21 protein-coding genes are annotated in these 17,691 nt (G+C 67.6%); 10 read left to right on the plus strand and 11 right to left on the minus strand.

Annotation, left to right across the window (positions count from 1 at the left end):
- The first annotated feature begins 10 nt into the window (after window positions 1-10).
- Window positions 11-991: a VOC family protein gene (locus tag ACERIM_RS12505; RefSeq protein WP_373632885.1), complete on the plus strand. Its 981-nt coding sequence runs from the start codon at window positions 11-13 to the stop codon at window positions 989-991.
- The gene (locus tag ACERIM_RS12510) at window positions 988-1,659 is read left to right on the plus strand and encodes an alpha/beta hydrolase (protein WP_373632886.1); all 672 of its coding nucleotides are present in this window, start codon (window positions 988-990) and stop codon (window positions 1,657-1,659) included. Before ACERIM_RS12505 ends, ACERIM_RS12510 begins: the two co-directional genes overlap by 4 nt.
- A 45-nt stretch (window positions 1,660-1,704) precedes the next feature.
- Here ACERIM_RS12510 and ACERIM_RS12515 read toward each other — a convergent pair whose 3' ends face one another.
- The 3 genes from ACERIM_RS12515 to ACERIM_RS12525 all read right to left on the minus strand — a co-directional run bounded on the left by ACERIM_RS12515 (window position 1,705) and on the right by ACERIM_RS12525 (window position 4,361).
- A complete protein-coding gene (locus tag ACERIM_RS12515) occupies window positions 1,705-2,349 on the minus strand; it encodes an RPA family protein (RefSeq protein ID WP_006182641.1) in 645 nt (214 codons plus the stop codon).
- A 1-nt stretch (window position 2,350) separates the two neighbouring features.
- A complete protein-coding gene (locus tag ACERIM_RS12520) occupies window positions 2,351-3,280 on the minus strand; it encodes a hypothetical protein (RefSeq protein WP_006649993.1) in 930 nt (309 codons plus the stop codon).
- 190 nt (window positions 3,281-3,470) lie between these two features.
- Entirely contained in the window at window positions 3,471-4,361 is an 891-nt protein-coding gene (locus ACERIM_RS12525; RefSeq protein ID WP_373632887.1) for a dihydrodipicolinate synthase family protein, read from the minus strand.
- A gap of 111 nt (window positions 4,362-4,472) precedes the next feature.
- On the opposite strand from ACERIM_RS12525, the gene ACERIM_RS12530 reads away from it, so the two are divergent.
- Together ACERIM_RS12530 and ACERIM_RS12535 are read left to right on the plus strand one after the other, a co-directional pair.
- The gene (locus tag ACERIM_RS12530) at window positions 4,473-4,784 is read left to right on the plus strand and encodes a hypothetical protein (RefSeq protein ID WP_006649995.1); all 312 of its coding nucleotides are present in this window, start codon (window positions 4,473-4,475) and stop codon (window positions 4,782-4,784) included.
- 1 nt (window position 4,785) lies between these two features.
- Window positions 4,786-5,826, plus strand: coding sequence for a mannose-1-phosphate guanylyltransferase (locus tag ACERIM_RS12535; protein ID WP_373632888.1), 1,041 nt, complete (start codon window positions 4,786-4,788; stop codon window positions 5,824-5,826).
- A 37-nt stretch (window positions 5,827-5,863) separates the two neighbouring features.
- On the opposite strand, the gene ACERIM_RS12540 is transcribed toward ACERIM_RS12535, so the two are convergent.
- From ACERIM_RS12540 to ACERIM_RS12555, 4 genes are read right to left on the minus strand one after another with little or no spacing between them, the layout of a single operon-like run.
- Window positions 5,864-6,073, minus strand: a complete 210-nt coding sequence (locus ACERIM_RS12540) for a hypothetical protein (protein WP_006649997.1) — start codon at window positions 6,071-6,073, stop codon at window positions 5,864-5,866.
- Window positions 6,074-7,855: a b(o/a)3-type cytochrome-c oxidase subunit 1 gene (locus ACERIM_RS12545; RefSeq protein ID WP_373632889.1), complete on the minus strand. Its 1,782-nt coding sequence runs from the start codon at window positions 7,853-7,855 to the stop codon at window positions 6,074-6,076.
- On the minus strand, window positions 7,815-8,621 hold the full coding sequence (locus ACERIM_RS12550) for a cytochrome c oxidase subunit II (RefSeq protein WP_373632891.1): 807 nt from the start codon (window positions 8,619-8,621) through the stop codon (window positions 7,815-7,817). The genes ACERIM_RS12545 and ACERIM_RS12550 overlap by 41 nt, the downstream gene beginning before the upstream one ends.
- Window positions 8,618-8,821: a hypothetical protein gene (locus tag ACERIM_RS12555; RefSeq protein ID WP_006182633.1), complete on the minus strand. Its 204-nt coding sequence runs from the start codon at window positions 8,819-8,821 to the stop codon at window positions 8,618-8,620. Before ACERIM_RS12555 ends, ACERIM_RS12550 begins: the two co-directional genes overlap by 4 nt.
- Before the next feature lie 100 nt (window positions 8,822-8,921).
- On the opposite strand from ACERIM_RS12555, the gene ACERIM_RS12560 reads away from it, so the two are divergent.
- From ACERIM_RS12560 to ACERIM_RS12570, 3 genes are all read left to right on the plus strand, one after another.
- On the plus strand, window positions 8,922-9,137 hold the full coding sequence (locus tag ACERIM_RS12560; protein WP_006182632.1) for a hypothetical protein: 216 nt from the start codon (window positions 8,922-8,924) through the stop codon (window positions 9,135-9,137).
- A 98-nt stretch (window positions 9,138-9,235) separates the two neighbouring features.
- On the plus strand, window positions 9,236-10,027 hold the full coding sequence (locus ACERIM_RS12565) for a sulfite exporter TauE/SafE family protein (RefSeq protein ID WP_049905818.1): 792 nt from the start codon (window positions 9,236-9,238) through the stop codon (window positions 10,025-10,027).
- A 2-nt stretch (window positions 10,028-10,029) separates the two neighbouring features.
- Window positions 10,030-12,480, plus strand: a complete 2,451-nt coding sequence (locus ACERIM_RS12570) for a heavy metal translocating P-type ATPase (protein ID WP_373632892.1) — start codon at window positions 10,030-10,032, stop codon at window positions 12,478-12,480.
- Between the two features lie 23 nt (window positions 12,481-12,503).
- Here the strand turns inward: ACERIM_RS12570 and ACERIM_RS12575 are convergent, their stop codons facing one another.
- Window positions 12,504-12,740 carry a CDGSH iron-sulfur domain-containing protein gene (locus ACERIM_RS12575; protein WP_049965073.1) on the minus strand — a complete coding sequence of 79 codons (237 nt, stop codon included), beginning with the start codon at window positions 12,738-12,740 and terminating at the stop codon, window positions 12,504-12,506.
- Window positions 12,741-13,000: 260 nt separating this feature from the next.
- Between ACERIM_RS12575 and ACERIM_RS12580 the strand changes: the two genes are divergently transcribed.
- Window positions 13,001-13,273 (plus strand): hypothetical protein, encoded by a 273-nt coding sequence (locus tag ACERIM_RS12580; protein WP_015299206.1) that lies wholly within the window; start codon window positions 13,001-13,003, stop codon window positions 13,271-13,273.
- Window positions 13,274-13,591: 318 nt separating this feature from the next.
- Window positions 13,592-14,785: an NAD(P)/FAD-dependent oxidoreductase gene (locus tag ACERIM_RS12585; protein WP_373632893.1), complete on the plus strand. Its 1,194-nt coding sequence runs from the start codon at window positions 13,592-13,594 to the stop codon at window positions 14,783-14,785.
- Window position 14,786: 1 nt separating this feature from the next.
- On the opposite strand, the gene ACERIM_RS12590 is transcribed toward ACERIM_RS12585, so the two are convergent.
- From ACERIM_RS12590 to ACERIM_RS12600, 3 genes are all read right to left on the minus strand, one after another.
- Window positions 14,787-15,278 carry an Hsp20/alpha crystallin family protein gene (locus tag ACERIM_RS12590; protein WP_373632894.1) on the minus strand — a complete coding sequence of 164 codons (492 nt, stop codon included), beginning with the start codon at window positions 15,276-15,278 and terminating at the stop codon, window positions 14,787-14,789.
- 201 nt (window positions 15,279-15,479) lie between these two features.
- Window positions 15,480-15,638 (minus strand): hypothetical protein, encoded by a 159-nt coding sequence (locus ACERIM_RS12595; RefSeq protein ID WP_162834890.1) that lies wholly within the window; start codon window positions 15,636-15,638, stop codon window positions 15,480-15,482.
- Window positions 15,639-15,706: 68 nt separating this feature from the next.
- Window positions 15,707-15,859: a hypothetical protein gene (locus ACERIM_RS12600; protein WP_373632895.1), complete on the minus strand. Its 153-nt coding sequence runs from the start codon at window positions 15,857-15,859 to the stop codon at window positions 15,707-15,709.
- 31 nt (window positions 15,860-15,890) lie between these two features.
- On the opposite strand from ACERIM_RS12600, the gene ACERIM_RS12605 reads away from it, so the two are divergent.
- The gene (locus ACERIM_RS12605; protein ID WP_373632896.1) at window positions 15,891-17,618 is read left to right on the plus strand and encodes a radical SAM protein; all 1,728 of its coding nucleotides are present in this window, start codon (window positions 15,891-15,893) and stop codon (window positions 17,616-17,618) included.
- The last annotated feature ends 73 nt before the right edge of the window (window positions 17,619-17,691 follow it).

Below are 17,691 nucleotides of genomic sequence, written 5' to 3' on the forward strand. Positions count from 1 at the left end.
AACACGGCGTATGCTGACTGACACGGCGGGACTCCACCACGTGACCGGGATCGTCGGGGACGCCCAGTCGGCGATCGATTTCTACGGCGGCGTCCTCGGGCTCCGGCTCGTCACGCAGACGGTCAACTTCGAGGATATCCTCCAGCATCACCTCTACTTCGGCGACGCCGCCGGCCGGCCGGGGACGGTCCTGACCCACTTCGCGGACCCCCACGGCGATCCCGGCCGGTTCGGGGCTCCCCAGCCCGAATCGGTCGCGTTCGTCGTCCCCGAAGGCTCGCTCGCGTACTGGGAGAAACGACTCGCGGACCACGAAATCGCGGTCGAGGGACCGCTCGAGCGGTTCGACGAACGGGTGCTGCGCTTTGCCGACCCCGCAGGGACGCGACTCGAACTCGTCGCCGGCCCGCCGGTTCCGGGCGACGTCGAGCCGTGGACCGAAGGACCGATCCCGACGGACCACGCGATCCGCGGTCTCCACGGCGTCGCGACGCTGTCGGTCAATCCCTACGCGACCGCGGGCGCGCTCGAGACGCTCGGGTTCGAACACGAGGCGGAAGACGGCAATCGGATCCGGTATCGTGCGTCCGGCTCACGAGCCGCAGTCGTGGACGTCCTCGATCGCGATGCGCCGTTCGGTCGCGAGGGACAGGGAACGCTACATCACGTCGCGGTCCGGGTCGAGAGCGAGGACGCCCTCCACGAGTGGCGGGACCTGTTCGACGAGCGCGGCGACGACGTGTCCCGCGTGAAAGACCGGCACGTCTTCCACTCACTGTACGTCCGTGAACCAGGGGGCATCCTCCTCGAACTGGCGACGGAGACCGACGGCGTCGCCGCCAGCGGGCCGACCGGGGGTCCCGGCGAGTCGCTGTACCTGCCCGAGTGGTTCGAACGCGACCGGGAGTTGATCGAGAGCCAACTCCCCGAGTTGACGGCGCCGACCGGGAGTGAGACTGACGAGAGCGACGACTCTCCCACGGACCGATGACCGGCTCCGGCCGCTCGATGGACGGCGTCTCGGGACCCCACGCCGGCCGACCGCTGCTCACTGCCGGCGCGCCCGCGCTGGCCGCCGACGCCGCGCTCGTGTGTTGTCACGGCCGCGGCGCGACCGCACAGGGCGTTATCAACCTCCTGGAACCGGCGGTTCGCCACGGCGTCGCCGTCCTCGCGCCGGACGCCGAGCGAAGCCGCTGGTATCCCCGCCGGGCGACCGCCCCTCGAGCCGAGAACGACCCGTGGCTCTCCTCGAGCGTCGACTGCGTGGCGGCGGCCCTCGAGGCGGCAGCCGAGATTGGCGTCCCGCCGGAGCGTACCGTCGTCGCGGGCTTCTCCCAAGGGGCCTGCGTCGCCGCCGAGTTCGCCCGCCTGAACCCGGCGCGGTACGGCGGGATCGCCGTCCTCTCGGGTACGCTTCCCGGGACGCTCGCCGAACTCCGTGCGACCGCGATCGACGGCTCGCTCGAGGGGACGCCAGTACTCTTTGGCTACGGCGCCGACGACCCACACGTCGATCCGGACCACGCCACCGAAGCGGTCCGGATCTTCGAAGAGGCGGCCGCTACGGTCGACGAGCGGTGGTATCCCGAGACCGGCCACGAAGTCACCGACGACGAGTTCGACGCGATCGGGGCGCTGCTCGAGGCCGTGCTGTAGCTCGCGGTTCGACTAAAACAAAAAACCGGTCGACTGGTCCAGCCGTCAGACCGTCGCTTCCGCGTCGTCGGGCTCCTCGACGTCCTCGAGTTGCTCGAGCGCCTGAATGACGTCGTTGCGGTAGTTGACGACCGGCGAGTCGTAGCGCTCGCGGGCCATCTCGGCGTACTCGTTCGTGGGTGCGGTCGAGCCGCTTTCGGGCGCTTCCTGCTCGGCCTCCCAGGCCTCGAAGGCCTCGATGCGATCGAGGGTCCGTTCGGCGGTTTCGACGACCCAGCGATCGCGAGTGGCGTCGTCGACGACCGCGATGGACTCGGGTCGCAGGGAGACGTTGACCGTGCCGTCGTCGGTCTCGTAGGTCCGGGGTTTGCCGACGATGGAGACATAGGCCGGCGGTTCGGTGTCCCGCAGGACGGCGGCGGCCTCGGGCTGGTACTGGCCGGCGTAGACGAAGAACGTCCCGGTCGGGTCGACGACCCGGCCGCGCCAGTACTCGCTTTCGTCGCCGACGTCTTCGGTCTCGGTCAGGGTACCGGTGACGAACACGCGGTTCGCGCGGTCGCCCGTCGGGAGGAGCGCGTAGTTGGGCGCGCGCTCGTCGTCGCTCTCTTTGAAGGTGTACGTCGAGTCGTTGAATTCCGATGCGAAGACGCGGCGGGCGACTTCGCGGGTGAGTTCTGCCTGGCTCATATCACATCGACCTCGCTTTGATCAGCAGTTCCTCGCCATCGATCGGCCCGTCGAGTTCCTCGACGTCGTCGGCCAGCACGTACCGGCCGAAGGTCGGTCCCTCGATGCGGTAGTAGGTGCCGACGATGTCCTCGCGGATCTCGTCGGCGACGATGGTCGTGTCTAAGGCGTCCATCGCCATCTCTTTGGCCTCCTCGAGGCTCAGTCCCGTCAAGTTCTCCGTGGCGTCCTTGTCGAAGATGACCTCGTGGGCGTCGATACCGTCGTCAACGACGGCCTTGATGCGGAGGTCGAACTCGCCTTCGCCCTCGCCGTGTTCGTTACAGCGGCCGTTCTGGAGAACGCGGGTACAGCCCTCCTCGGGGCAGCGCTTGATCAGCCCGCTGCCGCTTTGCATGTCGACCAGTGCGCCCTCGACCTCGCTGGTGTCGTTGCCGACCTCGAGGTCCTCGTCGAGTTCCTCGATCACCGTCGTCGAGTTGAGTTTGACCGAGTACCGGCCCTGGTACTCGTCGGTGACGACGTTGCGAAGTTCGTAGACGCCGCCCTCCTCGAGCGCGGGGAGGTCGGATTTGGCCCACTTGGTGAACTTGATCGTCCCCGTCGGGTCACCCAGCAGGCCGACCTGTGCGACGGAGTCGCTGCGGGGATCCCAGAGTTCGATGACCTTCGCGGTGAGGTCGATCCACTCCTCGGGCTCGTCGACGTCCTCGACGTTGGCCGCCTCGCTGTCGCCGCTCGAGATGTCCTCGCGATCGAGGCCGGCCTCCTCGAGGTAGTGGTTAGTGACGCTCCGGCGTGCCTCGTCCATCGGCACTTTGTACTCGTCGACGAGCGTCGTCAGGCGCTCCTCGACGTCCTCGACATCGACGTCGAGGTGGTCCGAAAACTGCTCGTGGATGTCGTCCGCGTGTTGTCGTACGTCGCTCATTGGCTTCACGCCTCCTCTTCGGTTTCAGTGGGAGGCATACACCCGTTCGCTCCCGATGGTATTTAAACTACCGCCACCGGAGCGAAAGTGAACGGCGGCGGAAGAAACCGCAAGACGGCGTCGCGGGGCCGATTGGAGATGTCGGTCTGCAGCGGTGTCGTCGGGTTCCGCCGAGCCCGCGGACCAGCGGTTACTGCCTGCCGCCCTCGAGACGGCGCTCGAGGGCGGCGGCGATCGCGTCGGTTCCCGAGTCGTCGACGCCGACCAGCGGCGGGCGGACCTCGTCGGAGGGGATGACGCCGCGCTCGGCGAGGGCCGTCTTCGTCGCGGGCGCGAAGCCGTGGCTCGTACAGGCCTCGAACAGCGGCGAGATCGCGTCGGACTGGAGTTCCTGCCCGCGCTCCGCGTCCGCCTGCTCGAACGCCTCGCCAAGCACCTCGGGGACGACGTTCGACAGGGCATTGATCCCGCCGTCGGCCCCCATCCGCAAGGCGGGCACCAGCAAGGCGTCGTACCCCTGCAGACACAGGAACTCCTCGGGCGTCGCCCGCAGCACCGAGAGGAAGTACGCCAGATCGCCGCTCGAGTCCTTGATGCCGATCGCCTCGTCGCGCTCAGCGACGGCGGCAACGGTCTCGGGTTCGATGCGCCGGCCCGTACACTGCGGAATGTTGTACAGCAAGACGGGGAGCGCCGCTTCCTCAAGGACGGCCTCGAAGAACCGCCGGTTGCCGTCGGGCGCGTTCGCGGTCGTGAAGTAGGGTGCGACGATCGCGGCGGCATCGGCTCCCGCCTCGGCCGCCCGATCGATGGCCGCGACGGTGTCGGCGACGCTCGTGGCGGCCGCACCGGCGACGACCGGGACGTCGACGCGGTCGACGGTCGCCGCGACGACCCGGCGCTGCTCGTCGGCGGTCAGGCTCGGAAACTCGCCGGTCGTCCCGCAGGGAAAGACCGCGTCGATGCCGCCGGCCTCGAGGTGGGTGAGCAGATCGGTCAGGGCCGCCTCGTCGATCGCGCCGTCGTCGAAGGGGGTCACCGTCGGTGCGGTGATCCCGCGGAGTGCATCGCGGATAGCCATGCTCGTTGCCTCCGTCGGGACGATGAAAATCGTTCGCATCGGTTCCGCAAGCCGTCGCCGCGCCTCCGACCACCGGCGGGCCTATGTGTCCGGCGGTCGAACCACGGGGCAATGGCGGATCGGCGTCGACTCGAGCGGTTCCTGCGCTCGACGCTGCAGGGAGCCGGCGAGCAGTTCGAGGAGCTTCGCAGATCGACCGACGACCAGCTCGAGGAGGCCCGCGAGGCCTACGAGGTGGCGCGAAACGCCCGCGAGTTACCCACCGACGAGGCGGGCCGAGCGAAGATCGTCTGTCGGCGTTACGCCCAACAGCGGGCGGCGAAGTTAGACGAGGAGTACCGACCGGCCTGTTACGAGGCGGACCACCCCGACTGCGAGGGCTGTGCCGAGGACGTCCGACGCGGGCGGATCGAGACCTGGTAAGATGGATCGGCCCATCGTTGCCTGTGTCCTCGCCGGGGGTATCGGCAGCCGGCTCTACCCCGCGAGTCGCGGGGAGCGCCCGAAACAGTTCCTCGAGTTCGGCGGCGACCGCTCGCTCCTCTCGCAGACGATGGATCGGACGGCGTTCGCCGACGAGCGCTTCGTCCTGACTCGCGAGTCCTTCGCCGACGAAATACACGACCACGCGCCCGAGGCGGGTCTACTGGTCGAACCCGCCGGCAAGGACACCGGACCGGCGCTGGTCTACGCCGCATGGCGGCTCCGAAAACGGTTCGACCGCGACCCCGTCCTCGTCTGTCTCCCCAGTGACCACCACGTCGGCGACGACGCCGCCTTCGCCGCCCACCTCGAGCGCGCCGCCGAGATCGCCGCCGACACCGGCGGCCTCGTGACGCTGGGCGTCGAGCCGACCCGGCCGGCGACGGGCTACGGCTACATCGTTCCCGACGGCGACGCGGACGAACTCGAGGGGGCGAGCGCGGACTACGACGCCGTCGAGCGCTTCACCGAGAAACCCGACCGCGAGGAAGCGCGGCGGCTCCGCGAGGCGGGCGCGTACTGGAACGCCGGGATCTTCGCCTGGACGCCCGCCGCCCTGCTGCGAGAAGCGCGGGACTCGCCGCTTGCCCCGCTGGTCGAGGCCCTCGAGGCCGGCGAGCCGGAACGCGGGTTCGACGCGGTCGATGCCGTCAGCGTTGACTACGCGATCATGGAGCGGGCGAGCGACGTTTTCGTGACGCCGTTGCCGGTGGACTGGGATGACCTCGGGACGTGGGATGCCGTGGGGCGGACCCGCTCGGACCGCGACGCGGCCGCGACGAACGACCGCGTCGCCGGTGAGATCCTGTCGGTCGACGCGGCGAACAACGTCGTCGCCGCGCCCGACCGGCACGTCTCCCTGCTCGAGGTCGAGGACCTGATCGTCGCCGCCGACGACGACCGGATCCTCGTCGCGCCACGGACGTCGTCACAGCGGGTTCGCGAAGTCGTCGATCGGCTTCGCGAACGCGACGCCTTCTGAGAAACAGCGACGGAACGCAGCGAAACGAGTTCGGCTGTCAGCTCGAGTCGGCCGTTCCCGTCCCGCCGTTACCGTTTTCCGGCCACACCGCCCAGAGCAGGAGTCCGATGACGAGGACGCCGGCGAGGGCGAGCGACTCGAGGATGGTGAGTTTGATCCCGAACCACGACAGCGCCGTTCGGAACTCGACGACGAACGGGACGAGCAAGGCCACGACGACCAGTAGCGCCCCCTTCGAGATGCGCATCTAGCGGATCACCCCACTGAGGGACTCGATAACGGCGGGGTCGACCCACGTCGAGAGCCTGACGCCCTCGATGCCGGGCCCGAAGAGGCCGCCGGCGTCGATGATGCTCGCGAGCGGGAGCGTGTACGCGATGATCACGAGAACGACGGCGATCGCGGTCCAGAGCTTGAGGTTGTCGAGGATGCGCGGCGAGTCCTCGGCCCCGGAGAGCGTCCCCGCGTAGGTGTTGTCCGGGATCGACTCGCTGTCGTCGCCGATCGACGTCATGATCATGTTCAGGAGGAACAGGGCCAGCGACAGCGTCAGGATGACGCCGCCGAGGGCGACCTGCATGTTGATCTCGCCGACGGTACCCACGGCGGGTTCGAAGTCGAAGCCCTGATACTGCGGTTCGGCGGTCCGGCGGGGCATCCCGAACAGTCCGGAGCGGTGCATCGCGTTGGACATGAACGTCATGCCGATGAACCAGAGGAGGACCTGTCCGAGCGCGACCGACCGGTTCCAGAGTTCCTTGCCCGTCAGCTGCGGGATGAACCAGTAGGACGCTGCCATGAACGTCAGTGCGACGGCGGTGCCGACGGTGAGGTGGAAGTGACCGACGACCCACCACGTGTTGTGGACGAGGTAATTGATGTTCATGCCGGCGTTGATCATGCCGGAGAAGCCGGCCGCGGCGAACATCAGGCCCGCGAGCGCCATCCCGGTGAAGATCGGGTTGCGCCACGGGAGCGCCTTCAGCCAGCCGAGGTAGCCCTCGCCGCCACGCTGGCGCGCGCCGTGTTCCATGCTCGCGACGACAGTGAAGGCGGTCAGCAGGCTCGGCAAGAGGAGGAACATTGTGTTCGTCATCGCGATGAACTTGTACCCCTCAGCGATGCCCGGATCCAGATACTGGTGGTGGATTCCGAGCGGCGTCGAGAGCAGCAGGAACAGCACGAAGACGACGCGTGCAAGCGGGTCGCTGAACAGCTTTCCGCCGGAGAACTTCGGCAGCATGATGTACCACATCATGTACGCCGGCATCAGCCAGAAGTAGACGACGGCGTGGCCGAAGTACCAGAACAGCGTCCGGGTCAACAGCGGGTTAACCGACTCGGTGATCCCCAGCGACCACGGCAGCAGGAACACGAGGATCGACAGGGCCACACCGAACGTGCAGATGTACCAGAACAGCGTCGTCGTCAGCACCATGAAGGTCGGCAGCGGGATCCGCTCGTCGGGGTTCTCGCTCCGCCAGGCCAACCACGTTCGGAACCAGTCGACACCGGCGAGCCAGGAACCGACCACGAACAGCACCAGTCCGATGTAGAAGATCGGATGGGCCTCCAGCGGCGCGTAGAACGTAAAGAGGACGTCGGCGTTCAGCTCCGAGCCGAGTACCGACGGCGCCGACTCGAGGAAGCCGCTAAAGATCGCGATCGCGACGAGTACCGTGCCGACGACCATCATGATATACCAAGCCCAGGTGAACCGGACGTCGACGACGCCCCGGTCCAGACTGGTCGTTACCGCCCACGTGAAGGTCCCCACGAGGAAGAAGATCGTGAACGTGATCGCCAGCAACACGCCGTGGGCGGTCAGGACGGTGTAGTAGTCGGGTGATTGAATGAACCTGAAGACGTCGGTCCGGTGAAGCGCCTGCACCAGGCCGAGCGTCCCGCCGATCGCCAGCGCGATGAAGGAACTCCAGAAGGCGGCTTTGATCACTCGCGCCTCGTCGGGGAACTGGTCGACGTAGGCGTTACGCATCGCCGTCACCTCCGTCGGCGGACTCGTTGCCATCGGGGGTCACGACCGACAGCGTTCCGCTTTCCTCGTAGTCGTCGACGGTCACGGTCCAGTCGTGGTCGCCCTCGCCGAGGTCGGCGCTGTCGACGGTAAACGCGACTTCTTCGCTGCCGTCGCCGGGGACGGTGACGGCTTCTTCACGCGTCTCGTTGCCGATCTCGAGGGAGACGGTCGTCTCGAGGTCCTCTTGCATGCCGTTTTCCACGTTCGCGGTGATCGTCGTCTCGTTGCCCGATTCGACCTCGTCGTCGGCCTCGACGGACAGTTCGGTCAGGTCGAACTCGTCTTCGGGAACGACGTTCAGTTTGCCTTCCATCGTGTGGTGATACTCGCCGCAGTACTCGTTACAGAGGATGCCGTACTCGCCGGGTTCGTCGAACTTCACGGTCATCTCCGAGACCTGCCCGGGAATGACCATCGTGTTCACGTTCGTTCCCACGACGGAGAAACTGTGTGTCACGTCCCGGCTGGTGACATAGAAGGTCACCTCGCTGTTGGCTGGCACCTCTATTTGGCTCGGCGTGTACGACCACGCCTGTGCGACGACCGCGACTTCGTACTCGTTGCCGCCGACGTGTTCGACGCCGGGCTCGGCGAACCGTTCGTCGTCGTTGATCTCGTCGGGGTTGATGTCGCCGCCTTCGTCGTCGATCATCGCGATACCCGGGCCGACTGCCCCGTAGGTGATCGTCGCGATGAAACCAACGATTAATACCATGGCGGCGACGAGCCATACCTTCTCGTAGGTGTGAATGTTCATGCCAGTCCCACCACCGTCAGGGCCATTCCGACGACGGTCGGCCCGTTGCCGAGGAACTCAACGAAGTACATGAATATCCACAGCAATACCAGTATCAGGAAGTAGATTCCGATCAGGATCGCCGTCCCGATCGGATCGTACTCCTCGTGCCCGAGTGTTTGAACATGTTCGGGCTCCCGTTGTTCAGTTTTCGAACTCATACGGACGAGTAGGGAATAGGGACGACTTACTATCAACCTTGGTTCCCGTTCGATGGGAAGATGGTGGGGTATTAAGCGCTCGTCCCGCCCAGTACCGAGTATGAACCTCGAGACAGTACCGCCGCGGCTGGCTGCGATCGCGGGGCTACTGGCGATCGTTCCGCTGCTCGTCTATGGGCTCACCAACTCGACGGTCGCCGGCGCCGTCAGCGCGGTTAACGTCGTTCTTATCGTCGGCTCACTGTACCTCGCGATGTCCCCGGTCGAGGGCTCGCACGGCGATCACCACGGTGACGGCAACGGAACTGCCGGGTGACCGCCGCCCGCGAGATGACCCTCAGTTCACTTTCCCCGGAGCTACTGACGACTAGCGCGGGGTACGGAGCCGTCCGGTTCCCCGTCGGAACACCGCTGATGGCGAGTCCGGGCCCCGGACTCGCCCCCGAACACGTGAACCTGTTCGTCCTCTTCGTCGTCGGACTGCTCGCCGGCGCACACTGTCTGGGTATGTGCGGCCCGCTGGTGACGACCTACGCCGATCGGATCGGCGACGCCAGTGACAAGCGCCGCGACGACACGCTGACCGGCTACGAGGTGCGCCAGCACGCGCTGTTCAACCTCGGCCGGACGGCCAGCTACGCCGCGATCGGTGGCCTGTTCGGTCTCCTCGGTGCGGTGACGGTCGCCTCGAGCGAGGCCGTCGCCGCGGTCGGGGATAGCGTCAGGGGGGCGACCGGAATCCTCGTCGGGATCGCGATCGTCGCGAGCGGCCTCTACTATCTCCGGGGCAAGACCGCCGTTCCCGGCCACGGGCTCCCGATCGTCGGCACGCTGTTTCGCCGACTCTCGGAACTGCTCTCGAGCCGTGTCGATCGGCTCGCGACGTCGCCGGGGATCGTCGCGCTCGGTGCGGTCCACGGGGTCATGCCGTGTCCGATCATCTATCCCGCGTATCTCTACGCGTTCGCGCTGGGATCGCCGGCACGCAGCGCGCTCTCGCTGGCCGTCCTTGGACTCGGAACGATCCCCACGCTGTTCGTCTACGGCACCGCCATGACCGCGATCGACGTCGACACGCGGGTGCGACTCCACCGCGCGCTGGGCGCGGCGTTTATCCTCCTCGGCTACATTCCCCTTTCGCACGGCCTGATGCTGTACGGCATCCACCTGCCACATCCCCCGCTCCCGTACGAACCACTATTCTAACGATGACACCGGATTCACCACCCGCACGAGGCTCGATATCGTCACCGGCTGCAACCGGCGGGACGGCGACGGTCGACGATGCGGCTGCCGACACCTGCGACCTCTGTGATCTGCCGACACCCGCGGAGCCGATCACCGACCCGGACGTCGACGGCACGTACTGCTGTCGTGGCTGTCTCGAGGTCGCTCGCACGCTCGACGGGACCGACGACGCGCCCGACGAGGCGGCGGTACGATCCCGCCTCGATTCCGGCGACGACGGGCCGGACCTCGACGATCTCGACGGCGAAGACGCCTACCTCGCGGTCGACGGCATGCACTGCTCGACCTGTGAGGCGTTCCTCGAGACCACCGCCGAGCGAGAACCCGGGGTCCGCGGCGCGACGGCAAGTTACGCGACGGATACGATTCGGCTCGTCTACGATCCCGACCGACTCGATTCCGACGACCTCCCCGAACTCGTCTCCGGCTACGGGTACACCGCGTCCGATCGATCGGCTCTTGGTGATGCGAGCGGATCGGATGACGGGCTTGCACCGCTCCTGCTTGGCGGGTTCTTCGGCATGATGATTATGGTGTGGTACGTCCTGTTCCTTTACCCGAGGTACTTCGGCTACGAGCCGGTCGCCGACTTCGGCGGGTACGAGACCGCCTTTCTGTCGGCGAACATCTGGGTGTTCGCCTCGATCGTCCTCTTCTATACCGGCTATCCGATCCTCCGGGGTGCGTACGTCAGCCTCCGGGCCGGCAGCCCGAACATGGACCTGCTGGTGGCGACGGCGGCGCTTGGCTCCTATAGCTACAGCGCCGTCGCGACGCTGCTCGGCAGCAGTCACCTCTACTTCGACGTCACCGTCGCCGTCGTCCTCGTCGTCACCGCGGGCGGGCGCTACGAACGGATCGTCAAGCGCCGCGCGACCGGCCTGCTCTCCGATCTGACCGAACGACAGGTCGACGAGGCCCGTCGCGAGAGCGGCGAGACGGTGCCCCTCGAGGCGGTCGAGCCCGGCGATCGTTTGCTCGTTCGTCCCGGCGAGCGGGTTCCCCTCGACGGCGAGATCGTGGAGGGATCGGCCGCGGTCGACGAGTCGCTGGTCACCGGCGAGTCGCTGCCGGCCGAGAAGGAGCCGGGCGATCCGGTCCGCGGGGGGACCGTCGTCACTGACGCCCCGATCGTCGTCGCGGTCGGCGACGAGGCGGAAAGCACCCTCGACCGGCTCGTCTCCCTGCTCTGGTCGATCCAGAGTTCCCGGCCGGGCGTCCAGCGGCTCGCGGACAAGCTCGCGACCGTCTTCGTCCCGCTGGTTGTCGCCCTCGCCGTCGGGACGATCGCCGTCTCGTTGGCAACCGGCTCGAGCCCGTCGACGGCACTGTTGCTCGGGCTCACGGTCGTCATCGTCTCCTGTCCCTGCGCGCTGGGACTGGCGACGCCGCTTGCCATCGCCGCGGGGATCCAGTCGGCCGCCGAACGGGGGATCGTCGTCGCCGCCGAGACGATCTTCGAGGACGCCCCCGAGGTCGATACCGTCGTCCTCGACAAGACGGGGACGCTCACGACCGGGACGATGACCGTCGACGCCGTCCATGTGGTCGGCGGCGACGCCGCGGGCGACGGCCCCGGGCGCGAGGAACTGCTCCGACGGGCCGGCGCGGTCGAGTCCCTCTCCGAACACCCCGTCGCGGCCGCCGTCGCCGACGCGGCACCCGACGACGCGACGGCAGCCAGCACCGTCGCGGACTTCGAGCGGGCGAGCCGCGGCGTCAGCGGTCGCGTCGACGGCGACCAGGTCGTCGTCGGCCACCCCGACTTCTGTCGGGAGCGCGGGCTGGCGATCCCCGACGCCCTCGAGCCCCGGATCGAGGACGCGAGATCGGCGGGCCGCGTGCCCGTCGTCGTCGGCTGGGACGACCGGGCTCACGGCGTCGTCGTCGTCGGGGACGCACCGCGAGACGATCTCGAGGCGGCCCTGACGGACCTCTCGGCGGACCACGAGGTCGTCGTCCTCACCGGCGACGAGGGGGCGGCGGCCGAGCGCTTCCGCGACCTCGAGGGCGTCGACGAGGTCTTCGCGGGCGTGCCGCCGGAAGCGAAGGCCGAGACCGTCGACCGGCTCCGGGCCCGCGGGACGGTCGCGATGGTCGGCGACGGCAGCAACGACGCGCCCGCGCTGGCCGCGGCCGACGTCGGCATCGCGATGGGCGGGGGAACACAGCTCGCGACCGACGCGGCCGACGCGGTGATCGTCGGCGACGACCTCACGGCCGTCGGCGAAACCTTCGACGTGGCGACGGCCACGCACCGACGGATCCGGCAGAACCTCGGCTGGGCCTTCGCCTACAACGCGGTCGCGATCCCGCTGGCAGTCGCCGGTCTGTTGAACCCGCTGTTTGCCGCCGTCGCGATGGCCGCGAGCAGCCTGCTCGTCGTCTGTAACTCCGCCCGCTCGCTGTGAGCGATGGCGCTGCCGTCGCGCCTCTACTCGTCCGTTTCGTCGGCCGTCACGACCCGTTCGACTTCTCGCCGCTCGCCGTCCTCGTAGACGTAGGTCGTGCCCTCGTCCTCGTCGCGGGTCCGCCGATGGCTCCCGTCACAGAAGGGAAAGTCGTCCGAGAGTCCGCACTGACAGACCGCCACGTCGCCTTTCTCGTCGTCGATGTCCTCGGGCTCGAGCTTCCGTGGGCCGTTGGCCTCGAGTTCGACCAGTCGCGTCATGAGTGTGTCTCGCGTCGCCGTCGGCAAAACGCTTCGCTCGCAGCCGTCTCACGGCGGTGTGATCCGCCAGTGTGCCGTCACACGGTGGACAGCAGTCACGAACCGCCGATCCCTGAGACCGGCGTCGACGCCGACTATCAGTACCGGCGACTGATGGTGTGGGGTGGTGGCACGGAACACCGTCTCCGGGAACGGCAAGGTTCTTGGTTCGGCTGTTGAAAATCAGGATAGGAACAGTCATGTGGGTCTCCGCCGCGACAATGCCGACCGCGATCGCCCTCGCGGTCGTCAAGACGCTCGTCCTCATCGTCGGCGGCGTCATCACGTTCTTCGCCTACAAGGCCTACCGACGCACTCGTCAGTCCGCGCTGGGCTATCTCTCGCTCGGCTTCGGCCTCGTCACCCTCGGACTGGTACTGGCCGGCATGCTGTATGAAATACTCGGCGTCCCGCTGATGACCGGCATCCTCCTCGAGAGCCTGCTGGTACTGGCCGGCTTCTTCGTGATCGCATACTCGTTGTACGTGACCTGAGCCGCGTCGATGTCGCGCTCGGCCAAATTTATTTGGGAGTAACGGTATCCGTGATCGGGGAATATCCGAAGGTACGGCAGGGACGATCGGCGCTGAACCATGGAGCTTCACGCCCCCTGCCGTCGTACCCCCTCTTCCCCCATCCACTCCCCCTTTCGTTCGACGCGCCGGTCTTCGCACAGGCGATGCGTTCGCTCGGATCGCGGAATCACCCAGAGGTAAGTGGTCCGCCACACGAGTGACCGCTATGCGAACCGAACACGCAGCCGACGGGCAGTCGCCGAGCGGATCGGCCACCGCGTCGGTGGGGGATCGACGATGAGCAGCCCGGACGACGCCGAGCTGGCGGTCGGTGCGGACGCGTTCACGCGCGAGGGCAGGGGCCTCGAGGTCGCGGTCGTCGGCGCGGGTGCCGTCGGCGCGACCGCGGCCTACGACCTCGCCCGCGAGGGTGCCGACGTGACGGTCTACGACCGCGGGAGCGTCGCCAGCGGTGCCAGCGGCCGGGCGGCGGGGATCTGTTACGACGCGTTCGCGGACGGGCTCGACGCCGAGATCGCCGGCGACGCCATCGAGCGCTTCCGCGCGCTCTCGGGCGACGATACCTTTGCGTTCGTCGAGTGTCCCTACGTCTGGCTCGCCCGGGAGGACGACCCCGAACGCGCTGACGCGATCCGAGAACAGGTCGGGCGCATGCAGGAACACGGCGTCGTCGCGCTCGAACTCGAGGGCGACGCGCTCGCGGACCGGTTCCCCGCCCTGCGGACCGACGACGTTGCCGTCGCCGGGATCGCTGGCGCGGCGGGCTATGCCGATCCCGCCGAGTACACCGCCTGTCTCGCGGCCGCGGCCACCGGTGCGGGCGCGACCCTCGAGACCGAGACCCCGGTCGAGGTCCGGGCCGATCCGAGCCGGGTGATCCGTCCGGACGGCGACGTTCACGAGGTCGACGCAGTCCTCGTGGCAGCCGGGGCCTGGACCGGCGGATTGCTCGCGGACGCGGGTCTCGAGTTGGCCGTGAAACCCTATCGCGTCCAGGCGCTGCTCGGGGACGGCGACCTCGCGGAACCGATGTGTTACGATGCGAGCGGTGACTTCTATCTGCGACCGCACGCCGGCGGCATTCTCGCGGGCGACGGGACCGAAGAACGCGAGGCGGATCCCGACGGCTACGACCGCGAGGCCGATCCCGAGTTCCGGACCGATCTCCGCGAGCGGGTCTCACACCGGGTTCCGGCGATCGATCTCGGAGGTGAGAACGCTATCACGCGCTCGTGGGCCGGTCTCTGTACGGCGACCCCGGACCGGGACCCGCTGGTCGGTGCGGTTCGGGACGGGGTCTACGTCGCGACCGGCTTCCAGGGTCACGGGTTTATGCGCGCGCCGGCGATCGGACAGCGACTCGCGGCCGAGATCCTCGGCAGCGACGGGATCGACGCGTTCGACCCGACCCGGTTCGACGGCGACGAAGAATTCGAGATCGCGGAAGGAATGTCGACGGAGCCGAACTGAGTTAGTCGTCGACGGCGACCGGTTCGGTCTCGGGGTCCGTCTCGACGGACCCACTCCGATCGGTTTCATCGTGTGACTCGGCGCTCGGGTCCGCTTCGTGTGACGGCTCTTCGAGCGATGATCCCTTCGGGATTTCGACGCTCAGCGTGCCGGTTTCGGTGAGTCGGGCGGTCCCGGCGTCGGGATCGACGACGGCGTCGCCGGGCAGTTCGGCGGCGCCGGATAACGACATCCCCCGGCCGGGGAACCGCATCTCGTAGCCCTCGTGGAATCCCCGGAAGCGATCGATCCGGATCTTGACGGTGCCATCGAGATATCGGACCTGAACGTCGTCGGGTTCGGCACCGGGTGCGTCGAAGACGACCCGATAGGCGTCGTCGTTCTCGAGGATGTCGACGGGGAGCGAACGGTGGTTCTGGACGCGGCCGCTCGCGCGCCCGATCTGTCGATACAGCGTGCTGCCGACCGATTCCCCGAGATCTTGGAGGCTCACGGGACCTCACCCCGGGCGAGACGGCCGGTGCGGGCAGCGGTCGTGGGGACCGAGAGAAGGGACTGACAGTACGTGGGAGACATGGCCGTACGAACGGATACGTGAGCCCGTTTCATATCTCTTTTGCCCATGCCAAAAGAAACGTCAGACGCGCGGCTCGACACCGTCCCAGCAAGGCGACGGACGGACGCCACTCCCCCGTCAGAGTTCGACCCGCTCGAGGCAGTCGGTCCCCCCACAGACCGGACACGACAGGTCGGTGACCTCGAGGTCGTCGGGAACGTCGTAGGTGTAGTGGTTCTCGAAGATGTCGAGAAAACAGTCGTCGTCGGTACACACGATCTCTTCCGTCGGCGGCATACCCGTCCGTTCGGTCGGGAAACTAATCAACATTGGCTTCACCCACGACGGCTGCAGGCTCCGGTGGCTCAGTCCCGCTCGAGGGCTCGCTCGACGCCGGGTGCGAGGCTCGTGATGACCGCCGGGCCGTCGCGGTCCCTGACGACGAGCCCGTCCTCCTCGCGGACCGGCGGCGGTAGCGATCCGGCGGCGGCGACCGTCGACCGAGGGCGTGTAGTCACCGTTTTACCCCTCGAGGCGCTACCGGGAGCCATGACTGACCCCGAGACGCTGTCGGTGACAATCGTCGACGGCTACGTCGACGAGCCCGCACACTTCGGGGTGCCGCCGTACATCTCGACGTATCCCCGGTACGCGGCGGGTGCGCTCGTCGACGCGGGCGTCCCGCGCGAGCAAATCACCTATCACACGATCGACCGACTCCGCGACGAGCCCGATTACTGGCGGGACGTCGACGAGGCCGACCTCCTGCTCTATCTGGGCGGGATGACCGTTCCCGGCAAGTACGTCGGCGGGACGCCGGCCGAACCCGACGAGGTCCGCAAACTGGCCTGGACCGCCACCGGCACAAGCCTGATGGGCGGCCCCGTCAAGTTCGGCGTCGGCGACGAAAACGCCGGTGCGACCGAGACCGAACGGCAGGACCTGGACTTCGATTTCGTCGCCAAGGGCGACGTCGAGGCCGCCGTTCACGACCTCGTCGAGAGCGGCCTCGAGGGCTTCAACAACCGGATGCGCGACATCGAGGAGGTCTCGCGGTGGGCGCGGGAGGGCGCGTTCGTCGTCGAACAGCATCCCAACCACCCGGACCATCTCATCGCCGAACTCGAGACCTCGCGGGGCTGTGCGTATCGGTGTTCGTTCTGTACGGAACCGCTCTATGGCAACCCCGAGTTCCGGCCGCCGCCGACGGTCGTCGGCGAGGTCGACGCCCTCTCCGATTACGGCGTCAAACACTTCCGGCTCGGCCGGCAGGCCGACATCCTCGCCTACGGCGGTGACGGCGAGGCGCCCAATCCCGACGCCCTGCGCCAACTCTACGGCGGCATCCGCGAGGTCGCGCCCGACCTCGAGACGTTGCATCTGGACAACATGAACCCCATCACGATCGTCGAGTGGCCCGAGCAGAGCCGCGAGGGGATCCGGATCATCGCCGAACACAACACGCCCGGCGACACGGCCGCGTTCGGCCTCGAGTCGGCCGATCCGGTGGTTCAGGAGGAGAACAACCTCAACGTCACCGCCGAGGAGTGTTTCGAGGCGGTCAAGATCGTCAACCAGGAAGCGGGCTGGCGACCCGGCGAAGACCCCGGGGACGGCCCGAGCGTCGGTCGGAACACCCCGAACCGGCTCCCCAAGCTGCTTCCCGGCATCAACCTCCTGCACGGACTCAAGGGCGAGCGCGAGGAAACCTACGAGCGCAACCGCGAGTTCCTCCAGCGAGTCTACGACGAGGGCTACATGCTCCGGCGGATCAATATCCGGCAGGTGATGGCCTTCGACGGCACCGACATGAGCGACACCGGGGCCGAGATCGCCAACGACCACAAACAGCTGTTCAAACGCTACAAGAAGCGGGTCCGCGAGGAGATCGACAACCCCATGCTCGAGCGGGTCGCCCCGCTCGGCACCGTCCTCCCCGACGTTCACCTCGAGTACCATCAGGACGGCAAGACCTTCGGCCGCCAGCTCGGCACCTACCCCCTGCTGGTCGGGATTCCGGGCGAGCGCGAACTCGGGCGGACGATCGACGTCGCGGTCGTCGACCACGGCTACCGCTCGGTGACCGGCGTCCCCCACCCGCTGGATCTCAACGCGGCCTCGATGGACGAACTCACCGCCATCCCCGGCATCGGGGACAGTACCGCCGGCGACATCGTCGTCGACCGCCCCTACGAGACCCTGTCCGATGCCGACTTCGGTACCGAGGTCGACCTCTCGCGGCTCGCGACGGTTCGCCCCCTCGAGCGCGCGGACTGATTCCGTGCGTCAGGGATCGTCACACACTCGCATGGTTCCTCGAGCCCGCCGGTCGAACGGGTACACAAGCCTC

The organism is Natrinema sp. H-ect1 (assembly GCF_041821105.1).
Lineage (GTDB): Archaea > Halobacteriota > Halobacteria > Halobacteriales > Natrialbaceae > Natrinema > Natrinema thermotolerans.